This window comes from Parashewanella hymeniacidonis (assembly GCF_016900895.1).
Classification (GTDB): domain Bacteria; phylum Pseudomonadota; class Gammaproteobacteria; order Enterobacterales; family Shewanellaceae; genus Parashewanella; species Parashewanella hymeniacidonis.
Window position 1 is genome coordinate 1 of the sequence record NZ_JAFEUN010000056.1, and the last position, 13,936, is coordinate 13,936.

At 40.7% G+C, this 13,936-nt stretch carries 12 protein-coding genes and 1 pseudogene; 6 read left to right on the forward strand and 7 right to left on the reverse strand.

Going from position 1 to position 13,936, the window contains the following annotated elements; all coding sequences use genetic code 11:
* Positions 1 to 142 precede the first annotated feature (142 nt).
* On the reverse strand, positions 143 to 370 hold the full coding sequence (locus tag JQC92_RS12150) for a replication initiation protein (protein ID WP_204999910.1): 228 nt from the start codon (positions 368 to 370) through the stop codon (positions 143 to 145).
* 180 nt (positions 371 to 550) lie between these two features.
* Here JQC92_RS12150 and JQC92_RS12155 point away from each other — a divergent pair, with 180 nt between their 5' ends.
* The 5 genes from JQC92_RS12155 (at position 551) to JQC92_RS12175 (ending at position 5,859) form a co-directional block, all read left to right on the forward strand.
* Positions 551 to 1,120 (forward strand): LemA family protein, encoded by a 570-nt coding sequence (locus JQC92_RS12155; RefSeq protein ID WP_204999911.1) that lies wholly within the window; start codon positions 551 to 553, stop codon positions 1,118 to 1,120.
* A 46-nt stretch (positions 1,121 to 1,166) separates the two neighbouring features.
* Positions 1,167 to 1,907 (forward strand): class I SAM-dependent methyltransferase, encoded by a 741-nt coding sequence (locus JQC92_RS12160; RefSeq protein WP_204999912.1) that lies wholly within the window; start codon positions 1,167 to 1,169, stop codon positions 1,905 to 1,907.
* Positions 1,908 to 1,919: 12 nt separating this feature from the next.
* A complete protein-coding gene (locus JQC92_RS12165; RefSeq protein ID WP_204999913.1) occupies positions 1,920 to 2,393 on the forward strand; it encodes a peroxiredoxin in 474 nt (157 codons plus the stop codon).
* Positions 2,394 to 2,678: 285 nt separating this feature from the next.
* A complete protein-coding gene (locus tag JQC92_RS12170; protein WP_204999914.1) occupies positions 2,679 to 4,301 on the forward strand; it encodes a sensor histidine kinase in 1,623 nt (540 codons plus the stop codon).
* A gap of 10 nt (positions 4,302 to 4,311) precedes the next feature.
* Positions 4,312 to 5,859, forward strand: a complete 1,548-nt coding sequence (locus tag JQC92_RS12175) for an HD domain-containing phosphohydrolase (protein WP_204999915.1) — start codon at positions 4,312 to 4,314, stop codon at positions 5,857 to 5,859.
* A 456-nt stretch (positions 5,860 to 6,315) separates the two neighbouring features.
* Here the strand turns inward: JQC92_RS12175 and envZ are convergent, their stop codons facing one another.
* The 4 genes and pseudogenes from envZ to JQC92_RS23185 all read right to left on the reverse strand — a co-directional run bounded on the left by envZ (position 6,316) and on the right by JQC92_RS23185 (position 10,038).
* Positions 6,316 to 7,638 (reverse strand): two-component system sensor histidine kinase EnvZ, encoded by a 1,323-nt coding sequence (envZ, locus tag JQC92_RS12180; RefSeq protein WP_239480540.1) that lies wholly within the window; start codon positions 7,636 to 7,638, stop codon positions 6,316 to 6,318.
* Between the two features lie 15 nt (positions 7,639 to 7,653).
* On the reverse strand, positions 7,654 to 8,376 hold the full coding sequence (ompR, locus tag JQC92_RS12185) for an osmolarity response regulator transcription factor OmpR (RefSeq protein ID WP_204999916.1): 723 nt from the start codon (positions 8,374 to 8,376) through the stop codon (positions 7,654 to 7,656).
* A gap of 139 nt (positions 8,377 to 8,515) precedes the next feature.
* On the reverse strand, positions 8,516 to 9,400 hold the full coding sequence (locus tag JQC92_RS12190; RefSeq protein WP_204999917.1) for a hypothetical protein: 885 nt from the start codon (positions 9,398 to 9,400) through the stop codon (positions 8,516 to 8,518).
* Positions 9,401 to 9,421: 21 nt separating this feature from the next.
* Positions 9,422 to 10,038: pseudogene (locus JQC92_RS23185) on the reverse strand (uracil-DNA glycosylase family protein).
* A gap of 136 nt (positions 10,039 to 10,174) precedes the next feature.
* Between JQC92_RS23185 and JQC92_RS12200 the strand changes: the two are divergent.
* Positions 10,175 to 11,368 carry a multidrug effflux MFS transporter gene (locus JQC92_RS12200; RefSeq protein WP_204999918.1) on the forward strand — a complete coding sequence of 398 codons (1,194 nt, stop codon included), beginning with the start codon at positions 10,175 to 10,177 and terminating at the stop codon, positions 11,366 to 11,368.
* A gap of 54 nt (positions 11,369 to 11,422) precedes the next feature.
* Here the strand turns inward: JQC92_RS12200 and glnG are convergent, their stop codons facing one another.
* Positions 11,423 to 12,823 carry a nitrogen regulation protein NR(I) gene (gene glnG, locus JQC92_RS12205; RefSeq protein ID WP_204999919.1) on the reverse strand — a complete coding sequence of 467 codons (1,401 nt, stop codon included), beginning with the start codon at positions 12,821 to 12,823 and terminating at the stop codon, positions 11,423 to 11,425.
* 4 nt (positions 12,824 to 12,827) lie between these two features.
* On the reverse strand, positions 12,828 to 13,862 hold the full coding sequence (glnL, locus tag JQC92_RS12210) for a nitrogen regulation protein NR(II) (protein WP_204999920.1): 1,035 nt from the start codon (positions 13,860 to 13,862) through the stop codon (positions 12,828 to 12,830).
* Positions 13,863 to 13,936: the final 74 nt, after the last annotated feature.

Genomic DNA, 13,936 nt, shown 5'->3' on the forward strand with positions numbered 1-13,936 from the left:
GTGGTTTATCTGCGCTCGAAGTTATCTCTGAAATTGTTACGGCTGTAACACAACGTAAACCTTATCCAGATGTGTTTAACCTCACCAGCGATTAGTCAATACTACGCTGGTGAATGGTTACCAGATTTATCCTCTTAATTTGTTACCCAAGTTTGATGGGTTCCGTTAAATCACTTCTTTGATTAAGTTCGTTTATCGATGGCTTGATAACATCTCTGTTTAAGATTTTAAATCCTGAGTACTTATTTGATATTCCTAAAGAAGACTTAAAATCTTCTAAATAAATTAGAACATTGGAAAAGCCCGTTTGAACTGATGTGGCCAAAAAGAGATAAAAAAAAGGACTCTGATATAGCTGAGAGTCCTGCATTCACGAGCGAATTGGTTGCCCTAATCTTGCATATACCAATTATAATTAATTTTGCTTAACCTACGCTTAACAAAACACGGATCGGTAATTTTAAATTTACTTTTAAATAAATAAGTTAAATTGGCAAAGTGGGCTTCTGACAGCTACATTTAATTCATGATTTCATTAATTTTGATGTAAATGTTAGTTCTGGCCATCTGCAGTTTTGCAGGGATTTGTTGGATTTATTTTAATTATCGTCAATTACACGCTAAACAACAAAGTGTAATGTGTGCGCTTTCTGCTATTGATAACAGTCTAAAACAACAAATACATGCGATTTTGAAAGCAGTCCATCACGCTGACATGACCATGAATCAAAAAGAGCCCAGTCTCAAGGTGCTCGACGACTACCGACACGCCTTCCAGTCAGATTTTTATTCACAACATAAATTGAATAACTTTAATACGATTCAAGATCATTTGAAGAAATGTGATGAGTTAAACCAAAAAATCACTGATATTGCGGCTCAACTAACGAAGTACTCACAAATCGAGTCTGTGCAGCCCTATTTTTCTGTACACAGTGAATTCTCAACATTATGCCGCCACTACAATAAAGCAGTCGAAAAGTACAACCACAGTGTAAAAGTGTTTCCGAGTTCATTTATTGCAACACTATTCCAGTTTTCTTCACTGCCGTTTTTTGATATTCAATCATCAAAAGCAACGAACTTATGGGCAACAAAAGCATCTTCCTACCAGTTTTGAAGCAGCGTATAATCGTTTCAATCTATCGTTAATTTCGTGATTTCTTTTGCCTACATCCATTTTTTTTGATCAAAGTAATGTTGAGCTTGTTGATATTTGCACCCGCTGGAATTTACAACATTCTGACGACAGCCTATTCGAATTTAAGTTTGAGAATGCGACACTCACCTTACACAAACGAGACGAACCGAAACTGTCTGGTGTCGTCGTTGACTTTGTGACTGGCGCTGTTGCACACAGACGAAAGTTTGGTGGCGGTAAAGGTCAAGCAATAGCAAAAGCTGTTGGCTTTAAGAATGGCAATGTACCGAGTGTTATTGACGCTACAGCAGGGTTAGGCCGTGATGCTTTTGTCCTTGCGAGCCTCGGTTGTAAGGTAACATTAATAGAGCGACAACCCATAGTCGCAGCGCTATTAGAAGACGGTCTTAACCGCGCTTATCGTGATCCAGAAATAGGCACATGGGTTCAACAACGTATGAGCTTACACCATGGAGCCAGTCAAACATCTTTGACTGCACTTGGTTTAAAGGCAGATGTCGTTTACCTTGACCCCATGTACCCTCATCGAGAAAAGTCCGCACAAGTAAAAAAAGAAATGCGCCTTTTTCAGACGCTAGTCGGCAGTGATGAAGACGCCGATGAGTTGTTGAGTCCCGCATTAATCATCGCTCAAAAACGGGTTGTAGTGAAGCGCCCCGATTATGCTAAATTTATTGATGGCCAAAAGCCTTCAGCTTCAATTAAAACAAAAAAAAATCGATTTGATATTTATTCTGTACTCTAAATGAGGTTAAACATGATAGAACAAGGTCAAAACCTACCCGACGGTCTCCTCTCCCATCTGACAAAAGATGGGATGAACGAACACCAAACATCCGAACTGTTTAAAGATAAAAAAGTCGTATTATTTGCCGTTCCAGGTGCATTTACTCCAACGTGCTCAGCGGCTCATTTACCTGGTTACATTACGCTTGCTGATGAGTTTCAAGCGAAAGGTGTTGATGTTATTGCGTGTGTTTCGGTTAATGACGCCTTTGTCATGAAAGCATGGGGCGACAGCCAAAACGCTGAACACATTATGATGCTAGCGGATGGTGACGGTAGCTTCACAAAAGCGATAGGCTTAGAGATGGAAACTGGCAGTTTTGGTGGTTTACGCTCAAAACGCTATGCGATGATCATTGAAAATGGTGTAGTCACTAAACTCAATGTCGAAGCACCAAAAGAATTTGAAGTCAGCAAAGCGGAAGTGATGTTAAAAGCACTGTAATCGTATCGAATGGTAGAGCTTGAGAATTTAAGCTTTACCCATTTTTCATCTAAAGATCACACTTTCGTCGTTTTTACCGTACAACACACCAAGTCTAGCCAAGAAGACTTTACAATAGAAAAAAATCGGAGTATTTTCGACCGCCTAGCTTTCGCCACTCAATTCTAAAGACATATTTTGAATTAACCACTTATTATCAATTTCTCGATAATAAGCTCAAAAAGAGTGTACCGAAAAGTACAGCACCTTTTCCTTTATAAATATGACGAAAACATCTACATTTCAATGACGATTAATAAAGACCATTTCAATAAAATTGATTTTATCCCTAAACTGCTCACGATTTTGGCTACCATATTTTTATGTACCGTCTTTGTGTTCTCCTTATTTTCTTACCAATCATTTACCGCATTACTAAAAGCTAATGCAAACCGCTATCAGTCTTACTTGCTCACAGAGCAACTTAGACACAGTTCAGATCAACTGACCTTAATGGCAAGGGCTTATGCTGTTACTCAGGATAAAAAATACCTGAGTTTCTTCAATAAAATCATTGCGATAAGAGAAGGCGAATCACCAAGACCACTTAATTACGAGCGTGTTTATTGGGACTTCTTAATGCCAAAAAACGGCAGCGCACCGTTTAAATTTAGTCAGCAAAAGTCGTTAAATCAGTTAATGCTTGAAAGTGGGATTCAAAAAAACGAGTTGGATCAGCTTGAAAGCGCTAAAACAGAGTCTGATCGGCTTACGCAATTAGAATCTCAGGCATTCGAGCTTACGATGAACTTTACCGAGTCTGACAAGCAAGCCGCCATCAATATTCTCTATAGTGAAGACTATTTTCAAACCAAAATAAAAATCATGGCTTACATAAATGAGTTCTACCAACTTCAAGAAGCCAGAACATCTCAGAATATTCACCAGCTCAACCATCAGCTTAATTTAAAGGTCGGTATTGCCATTACAGGATTCATCGGCCTACTTATCTGTATCTTGCTCATTTTCTATTTTCGAATGAGATTCAACAAAAGTTTATTGAACTTGTTAAGTCATGAAGTCGATAAACAAACCGTCTTACTCAACCAAAAAAATGAACAGTTAGAGCAGAATATTGAACAAATAAAACAAGCTCAAAGCCAACTGATTGAATCAGAAAAAATGGCCTCTTTAGGTAACCTAGTTGCCGGCGTAGCCCATGAAGTTAACACACCGCTAGGTACTAGCGTCGCATTAGCGTCTCATCTAGAGCATGAAGTACTTGAGCTTAGAAAAGGTGTTGAAGCAGGCACGTTAAAGCGCAGTCAACTCGAAAACTTTCTATCAGCTGCAATCGAAAATTGCCAGTTACTCCTGAGCAATAATGAGCGAGCAGCAAACCTAATCTCAAGCTTTAAAAAAATTGCCGTTGATCAGAGTAGCGAAGCCTTGAGTGAGTTTACTGTTGATGCTTACCTGACGGATACCATCAGGAGCCTCAATCACAAATTTAAAAATACGCCCGTTACCATTGATACTCGGGTGTTAGGACAAACACCGGTGATAACCAGTTACCCTGGCGTGTTTTCTCAGGTTATCTCAAACCTGTTACTTAACTCGCTGATTCATGGTTTTGATAACGGCAAGCTGACAGGTCAAATTGAAATTGTTATCGAGCAAACCCAGCAATATCTCACCGTCAACTATCGTGATAACGGCAAAGGTATGAATCATGAGCAACAAAAACGCATTTTTGACCCGTTCTACACCACCAAGCGAGGCCAAGGTGGCAGTGGCTTAGGCATGAGTATTGTTTACAACTTAATCACTCACAAAATGCAGGGCGAGATCAGTTGCGAATCGAAATTCAATCAAGGTACGAGCTTTACCATCAAGCTACCCCTACTCATAGAAAATAAAAATAGTTAAGGAGTTCACTTTGGACTGGTTAGAAGATGATAGAGAGCTGAGTTTGGACAGTGAGCTTAAGGAAGAGCGGGATGTATGGCATGTTTTAATTGTCGATGATGACAAAGACGTTCATACATCGACAAAACTCATCATGAGCGGCTTTGAGTTTGAAAATAAAGCGATAAAATTTCAAAGTGCATACTCAGGAAAGGAAGCCCGAGAATTGTTAGCCCAAGGGCAACAGTTTGGCTTAATTTTACTAGACGTCGTAATGGAAGCTGATGATGCCGGGCTGGAGTTGGCTAAATTTATTCGTAAACAGCTTAACAATAACTATTCCCGCATTATTTTGCGCACTGGGCAGCCGGGGATCGCACCTGAGCAGAGTGTCATTCGTAATTTTGATATTGACGGTTACAAAGCCAAAACCGACTTTCGCCGCAATGATTTAGAAACCACTTTCTATACTTCACTGCGTGCCTACCGTGATATCTGCTTGTTGCAACAACACCGAAAGGTGCTTAAGCAGGTGATCTCTTCGATCACGAATGTGAGTGAGTTTAGCGATCTGCAAAAATTTGCTGAGGCTGTTTTAGAGCAACTTAGACTCGTATTGAATATTACCAATACCAAAATGTTCATCAATGTTGAAGAAGGTTTCGGTATTTCCAAAATCGACCGTAATCTGAAAATATTTTCAGGCAAAGGTTCCAAAGTTGAAATCATTACTCGTAATGATATTGATGAACTGCACAGTCGCGATAAGCAATTATTTACACAAGCACTGACGAACAAGCAGAGCTTTCAAGAAGATAATTACTATGTCTATTATCACAAATCTGAAAATGAACATGATACGGTTTTCGCCTTTCTAGCTTCAGAAGTCATTGATTATCAAGGTATCGAGATGATCGATCTGTACCTAAAAAATGTCATGCTCAGCTATGAAAACCTGCTACTCAGCAACTCGCTTAAAGAGACTCAAGAGCTGACTATCTCGTTAATGGGTGGAGCGATGGAGTCTCGCTCAAAAGAAACAGGTGCCCATGTTGTTCGAGTTGGTCTTTATGCAAAAACACTCGCAGAGCTCAGCGGAAAATCTACCGCTTACTGTGAAGCGATTCGCTTAGCCGCTCAATTACACGATGTGGGCAAAGTGGGTATCCCTGACAAGATACTTAATAAACCAGAAAAATTAGATAGCGAAGAATGGAATGTAATGAAAACGCATTCGCAAAAAGGCTGGGAAATCCTCAGTGGCAACCAAAATAGTACCTTTCAAATGGCAGCGAACTTGGCACTTGATCATCACGAGCGCTGGGATGGTGCAGGTTATCCAAATGGTAAAGCAAACAGTGATATTTCACTAGAAGGACGAATTACATCTCTCGCAGATGTATTTGATGCACTTTGCAGTAAACGTTGCTACAAAGATTCTTGGAGTATATTAGATGCCAAAGCAGAGATCATGCGTTGTAGTGGTACCCAGTTTGATCCAAATTTAGTGGAAGTATTTGATACTCATTTTGAACAGTTTGCTGGAATCTTAAAAACACATCCAGATCATATGGGTTAATAAGTTATACCAATCGTACTATTTAACCTAGAAAACTCAGTTGGGTACGTTTTCAAGCGCAGAAAAAATTATCGGTAGCAAGGCAGAACGTGCAGCAAGTAGTTAATCTACTTGCAAATGTTCTAACGTAGATAACGGCAATTTTAGCCAGCTTGTAAGCGTAGAGCGATTCACCCAATAGGTGGTAAAATTTAATCAGATTATTTTCTCACTTTCATAAGCTTAAAAAGTTATTTAGCGTTCAACTGAGTTTTTTAGGATAATACTGCCACAGCCCCTATAACAGCTTATGATGTCCTTTGACATACTCTTGCAATAATTTCATCACTTGATTTCTTTTACGAAGCTGAAAAATGGAAATGGCCAAAAGACTTAATAAAATAACGTACTGTAGGTTTTTTATAACAAAATCGACTTCAATGTTCTCTAACAATTTAACATCCTTGCTTTTCTTTGTTATTCAGTCGGTAACTCAACTTCTGCACGCAGCCCGCCTTCCTTTCGGTTACATAGTGTGACTTTACCTAAGTGTCCTTCAACAATGCGTTTAATAATGGCAAGACCAAGTCCTGAACCAACACTACCTCGGGCGCTATCACCCTGTGTGAAAGGCTGAAACACGGTTTCGATTTGATCTTCAGCAATGCCAGGACCATTATCCTCTATGCAAAAACATACGGATGATTTTGTGGTGTAAGAGCTGATTTTGATCCAACCGTTGCCATAACGACAGGCATTTTCAACCAAATTGGTGATCACCCGTTTTATCGAGACCGCTCTAATTGAAATATCAGGACAATGGCCCAGTTCCAGTTCTATATCTACATCTCGGTGCGTTTCAGCGTCAGCGACTTCTTTCAGTAAACGGTTAATCGAAATTAACTCCACTAACTCTTGCTGATCTTGCCTGATATAAGCAATAAACTGATTAATAATGGCATCCATATCTTCGATATCATTAACAATGCCATCTTTGAGGTACTCATCTTCTTCAACCATCATTTCAGAGGCTAAGCGAATACGAGTTAACGGCGTGCGTAAATCGTGAGATATCCCCGCCATTAACAACGCTCTGTCTTGCTCCAACTGTTTCATACTGGAAGCCATGCGATTGAAAGCATTGGTTACTTCCACTAATTCAGTAGAACCTTCTAAGGGTAAAGACTGAGGAAAACTACCTTTGGATACCGATAATGCTGCTTTTTGTAATCGACGGAGCGGCTTATTTTGCTTACGAGCAAACATCCAACCACCGATCACACTTAATGCGCCGATCACTAATAAATACAAGGTTAACGGGGATAGTTGATCTTCATTTATCCCACTATTTAATGTCACTTTAATCCAAATCGATGGTGCCTGTGGAGGACGGATCCATACTTGCAAATGCTGCGCTTGCATCACTCGCACCTCTGCTTTACCGCCTAAATATTCAGACATTTCTGATGACCAAAAACCATAGTAAGTGGCATTATCAACGCCTGCATCACGTGCTTGTTTTTGGCTGTAGACCCGCATACCATCGTCGCGAACCTTGGCATTGAGCGCATCCACTAAGGTAAGGTGCTGGCGACCAATTTCAATTTCATCAACAAACAATAGCTTAACTTGACGAGCAATTAACTCATTAATTTGCTCATAACTGGGTTTGATAAAGTAGACGGCAACCGTCCAATAAGACACAAGCTGATTGATAAGCAACAAGCTGCCTATCAAGAGTACGGTTTGACTAAAAGCGCTACGAGGAAGTAACTTGCGCCAGATGCTATTTTTTTTCAATGGTTCAGTTTTTGATTATTGTGCCGAACCATCTGGTACAAACACATAACCCAAGCCCCATACGGTTTGAATATATCTTGGATTAGCGGCATCTTGTTCAATTAATCGGCGCAAACGTGAAACCTGCACATCAATAGAACGCTCAAGCGCTGAATAATCCCTACCACGGGCAAGGTTCATCAACTTATCACGGGATAGTGGTTCTCTTGGATGCGTCACTAATACTTTTAATACCGCAAACTCGCCGCTCGTTAGGCTAATAGCGTTATCACCGTCGTACATAACACGAGTTGCCAAATCGAGCTTAAACTTACCAAACTCAATGGTTTCTTCTTGTTGAGAAGGGGCACCTGGCACTTCTTGAGTACGACGACGCATGACCGCATTGATTCGTGCTAATAACTCACGTGGATTAAATGGCTTAGGTAAATAGTCGTCAGCGCCGAGTTCGAGGCCAATAATACGGTCAACTTCGTCGCCTTTAGCCGTTAACATTACAATAGGGATGTTATTTTTCTGCTGACGCAAACGACGACAAATGGACAAACCATCTTCACCAGGAAGCATCAGATCGAGGATAATCATATGGAAATTTTCACGCTCAAGTAAGCGATCCATTTGCTCTGAGTTGGCTGCACTGCGCACATAAAAACCTTGTTCAACAAGATAACGTTCTAATAACGAACGTAAGCGCATATCGTCATCAACGACTAATATTTTTGTTGTTTCTTGACTCATGATATATCCCTTCACTGACGCAGCAAACTAGTGAAGCTAATATACCGTTTTCTTAAGAGATTTGAACCGTAATTAATCAAAAGTAGAGGAGAATACGGCTCAAACAAGTATAAAAATTGTAACCAAATAAAAAATAAATCTAGCCAAAATTTGGAAAGCTTACCCTTTCACCTATAAAGTGGCTGTTAACTGTTTTCAATTGATAACCGTTTTGTGCTGATTTTTCATATCCTCTACTTTTCATTACAACCTGGTTAGACAAAAATAGATGAGTTTCACCCCAACGTTGTTGCTCGACAAAGTCAATCTTATCTATATTTGGTTTTATTGTTTGTTCATAAAATTTATCTAGCTCCATGGGAGTTTCAGGCATTGTGGATATCACATTTTCCTTTTTAAGATAGATACCATATGAAGAGAATAACTCTTTTAATTCTTGATAAATAAATTTATTTTCAGTTAAAACTTTAATTTCATGCCCTTTATTTTGAAGATATCGAAGTTGTGCCATCCTTGCCGGAGACATGTGAATAACTTTCTGGCCTAAAAAGCCAGTCTGATTTATAGAGTGGGCTTCTTTAAAAGTACTCGTTGACTCTGTCGAAGTAATGACCTCATCAAAATCAACAACCAAAGTTAATGGCTCAGTATCTTTCATACAAGGCCTTTGGGCTCCTAATAGCCAAGCTTTTGAATTAAGAGAATCGCTCGATATTCGATCTTTTTCAACATTGACTAACGTTCCTACCTTCACTGTTTGATTAGAGATAACTCGAGATGTGAAGCCTTTCAAGGCATTGAGTACTCGCTCTTGTTGTTGCCCATTAACCTTATCAGTCAATGAGCCAAAAGTATTTTTCACAAAAATTTTCACAGCTCTGTCTTTTGAGACTGTCACCCCAAAGCTTCTGGTGTTTGCATCAGAGTTCACGGCTTCGACATCGAGTCGAAAAGGAAAATCCACCTCATTTTCAAGAGCTAATAACTGTTTTACGGTACTTACAGGAAACCTGACATTTGACAAAACGCTATCTCCTAACGGTATTTAAGTAGAATATAAACAGTTTTTTACTTCAGATCTCAATTTAGGGGTTAATTTTTGTTCATACCAAGGGTTGCGTTTTAACCAAATTCGATTTCTTGGACTGGGTGCGGGAGTGGAATTCGACTCGGCCAGTACTGCTGCCAATTCTTCACTTCGCTCAGTAACCGACATTTCCTTATCGTTAAAATGATAAGCCTGCGCATACTGCCCAATTACGATGGTCAGCTGAATATTGGGTAACAATCTTAATAATTGGGCTCGCCAATGTTTGGCACATTCTGGTCTTGGCGGCAGATCCCCTTGTTTACCCGTACCTGGAAAACAAAACCTCATAGGAATAATGGCAAACAGATTGGGGTCATAAAATTGCGCTTCCGTTACACCAAGCCATTCACGAAACGTTGACCGCTGGCATCATTAAACGGAATCCCCGTTTCATGCACCTTCCTGCCAGGAGCTTGTCCAACAATCAATATCTTGGCACTTTGACTCACCTGTATTACCGGTCTTGGTTGATGAGGTAGTACTCCGGCACAAATCTGACAAGCTGAAATGTTTTTAACCCGTTGAGTTAATTCATTAGATTGATTATTTAATTGAATATTCATTTCTTCCATTTAAATAATTCGCTAGAATATGCCACCACTTTTAGTAGGGGTTCTATTTTCCGTTCACTTATTCAACTAAAAGTTAACTTTTTTTAATTATGAGAACAATCCTTTTTGTTTTCCCTTGCAGTTTCTAGGGACAGATATGCGTAAAACCTCTCTACCAATATTAATGCTTTTGGTATTACTTAGCCCATTAGCTATTGATATCTATTTACCTTCTATGCCTGTAATGGCAACCGAGTTTTCGGTTTCAAACAGTGACATTCAGTCCACACTCGTTCTGTTTTTATTTTCTATGGGCGTGGGTCAGATTCTTATCGGGCCACTCGTTGACCGATTTGGACGCAAACCTGTCGCATTATTCGGTGTCGTCCTTTACGGCTTAAGTAGCTTATTGGCTGCCATAGCTTATGAGTTTAACGTTCTGTTACTCGCAAGAGTGCTTCAGGGTTTAGCTGCTTGTTCTACTTCGATCGTAGCGTTCAGTGCTGTCCGTGACTGTTTCACCTCGAAAGAAAGCTCAAAAATTTACAGTTATTTGAATGGTGCTATTTGTGTGATCCCAGCCCTAGCACCCAGTTTAGGTGGATTGCTCGCCATGCAGTTTGGCTGGCGTTCTAACTTTATCTTCATGACGCTATTTGCCGCTGTAATGTTATTGGTCGTGGTTTTCCGGTTTTCTGAAACCAAGCCTGAAGACACGATCAGCCATGGCAAACTTTACAACTTGCAACGCTTCTGGCCAGTGTTAAAAGAGCCCCATTTTTTGTTTTATGCCATCAGCTGTATGAGTGCAATGGCAGCAATTCTCTGTTACGTCTCTTATTCACCGGTATGGCTGATTGGCCATTTGGGGGTATCTGAACTTGGTTTCAGTGCATTATTTGGTTTTAACGCCTTACTGAATATCATTGCCTGCTTTATTGCGCCGATGGTATCGAAACGATTAGGAAATCACTTAACCGTAAAATTGGCTTTTAGTTTATTCATCAGCACCGCATTGTGGGTTGAACTGCTTCAGACTCAAACAGCGACACAGTTCATTGCTCCGGAATATGCCTTCATGTTACCGATGATTTTATTGTGTGTAGGGTTTGCTTTGCTTCTCGGTCCAGCAACCAGCATGGCACTTACGGCTTTTGGTAATCGCGCAGGAACAGCAACCGCATTACTGGGTTTTATCCAAATGAGTGGTGCAGCCTTGATCTGTGGCTTGATTCAACAGACATCGTTACCCGCACCAGACGCCATCGCTATTGTCAGCTTTATTGCACCTCTAGGCTTATTACTGATCATGCAGCAACAAAAACTCAGTCATTGGCATCAAGTGCGTTGATGCCATATTCGTGATACTTGACACTACGTCTTCAAGTATCACGAGTATAAAAAGCTAACTTATTTCTTTAAGTTTGCGGGTCAACGTATTACGCCCACAGCCCAAAACTTTTGCCGCTTCTTGTTTGTGTCCTTGGGTGTGTTTGAGTGCTTCTGTAATCAAAACCTGCTCCACTTCGGACAAGGTATCATTCATTACATCATGTTTACCTTGCTCGAACAGGTTCTGAATATGCTCTCTTAACCCATGTTGCCAAGATTGTTGACCTGTTGAGTTTGTCGCCTTCTGGCCTTGTTGAATTTCAATCGGCAGATCTGACACCAGTACTTCATGACTGGCCGCCATTACGGTGAGCCAACGGCAGGTGTTTTCTAACTGCCTGACATTACCCGGCCAATCAAAATTAACCAGTGTTTGCATCGCTGACGTTGAAATTGACTTAGCCTCTACACCGAGCTCATTAGCTGTAATATTTAAAAATTGGTTCACTAAGGCAGGAATATCTTCACGACGTTGATTTAGTGCTGGTAACTCAATTTGAATCACGTTCAAGCGATGAAACAAATCCTCTCGAAAATCACCTTGTTCCACCTTTTGTAATAAATTTTGATGGGTCGCTGCAATGATCCGTACATCCACATTCACCATTTTATTCGCACCCACTCGATAAAAGCTGCCTTCGGCTAATACCCTCAGCAGTCGAGTTTGCACTTCAAGTGGCATATCACCAATTTCATCTAAAAACAGTGTCCCACCGCTGGCTTGTTCGAACCAGCCTTTACGTTGCTCAGTTGCTCCGGTAAATGCACCTTTCTCATGCCCAAATAACTCAGCTTCAATCAACTCTTTTGGAATGGCAGCCATATTGAGTGCAACAAATGGCTTGCCTGCTCGAGGGCTGTGTTTATGTAACGCTCGAGCGACCAACTCTTTACCCGTACCAGATTGACCATGAATCAATACACTCATTGATGAACGTGATAATCTTCCAATGGCTCGAAACACATCTTGCATCGCAGGTGCTTCACCAATGATTTCAGGTGTAACGACATCAGTTACTTCTGGTTCTGACTTAGGTTGAGTTTGACTCCGGGCTAGTGCTCTTTTAACTAAAGCAATCACTTCGTCAATATCAAATGGCTTGGGTAAATACTCAAAAGCACCAGCTTGGTATGCCGTTACGGCACTGTCTAAGTCTGAATGCGCTGTCATTATGATGACAGGAAGGTCTGGAAAGTGCCGCTGAATGCGTTCTAATAGACTGATACCATCCGTTCCTGGCATTCTCACATCGGACAGAATCGCTTGCGGTTGTTCTACTTCTAGCGCTTGCCATACTGAATCCGCCGACGAAAAGCTGCTACAGCTGATGCTTTCTGAGGCGAGCGACTTTTCAATCACCCAACGAATCGCACTGTCATCATCAACAATCCAAACTTGCTCTTGTGCTTGCATCGGGTTATTCCTTGATAGGTAACGTTAAAACAAAAATAGTATGGCCAGGAGAAGAGTTACAATCGATACGTCCTTGATGTAACCGAGCAATATTGTGCGCAATGGACAGCCCAAGCCCAGTCCCTTCAGCACGACCCGTGACCATCGGATAAAATAGAGTGTCTTTTAATTCTGTAGGTACGCCTGGACCATCATCAATCACCGATAACTCAAGCACCGAACGGAAGCGCTTATTTCCTATCGTTATACTGTGTTGAGTACGTGTTTTTAATGTCACTTTACCCTTTGCGTCCGCAACTGCTTGTACGGCATTCTGCAGTAAGTTAATCACGACCTGCTGAATTTGCTCTGCGTCCATGGTGATTTCAGGCAATGAAGGGTCATAATCACGAATGAGTTCGATGTTGCTCGGCAAGGTAATTTCAATGAGTTGAATCACCTTTTCAATGATCTGATGAATATTCTGTAAGTAATGGGGCGTAGGTTTTTGCGGGCCCAGTAATTTATCGACTAAGGCTTTCATTCTGTCTGCCTGTTCGATAATCATATCGGTAAATTCTTGATATTCTGAACCGTGAACCTGCTTTGATAGTAATTGCGCTGCCCCACGAAGCCCCCCAAGCGGGTTTTTTATTTCGTGAGCTAAGTTACGTACTAAAAATCGTGCAGCTTGTTGTTGTGCGTCTTGATTGAACTGTTGCTCGATTCGTTTCTGTTGGTCAATCATACGCAACTCTAGAATACTCTGAGAATTGTCCATCGGTGAAAGCGTCAAATCAACGGAACGTTCAACGCCATCTCGAGTCACCAATAAAGCATTGCTGACATTTAAACTCTTACCATTGGTAATGGCATGTTGAAAACGGTCAAGACTGATGTCGAAGGCTAATACCTGTTCATTAAAGTTCGTATCAATCAGCTTTGAGACCCTCAAATTGAAAAACTGTGCAGCCGCAGGGTTAGCAAAGCGCACAATGAGTGCGTCATCAATAATTAATACTGCTGTAGATAAATGTGAAAGTAATTGCCTTGGATCCATACACTCAATTCATAATAATTAAAACCGCACCAAATTGGTGCAAATCAAGTGTGCATGAAATACGTTAAAACTGC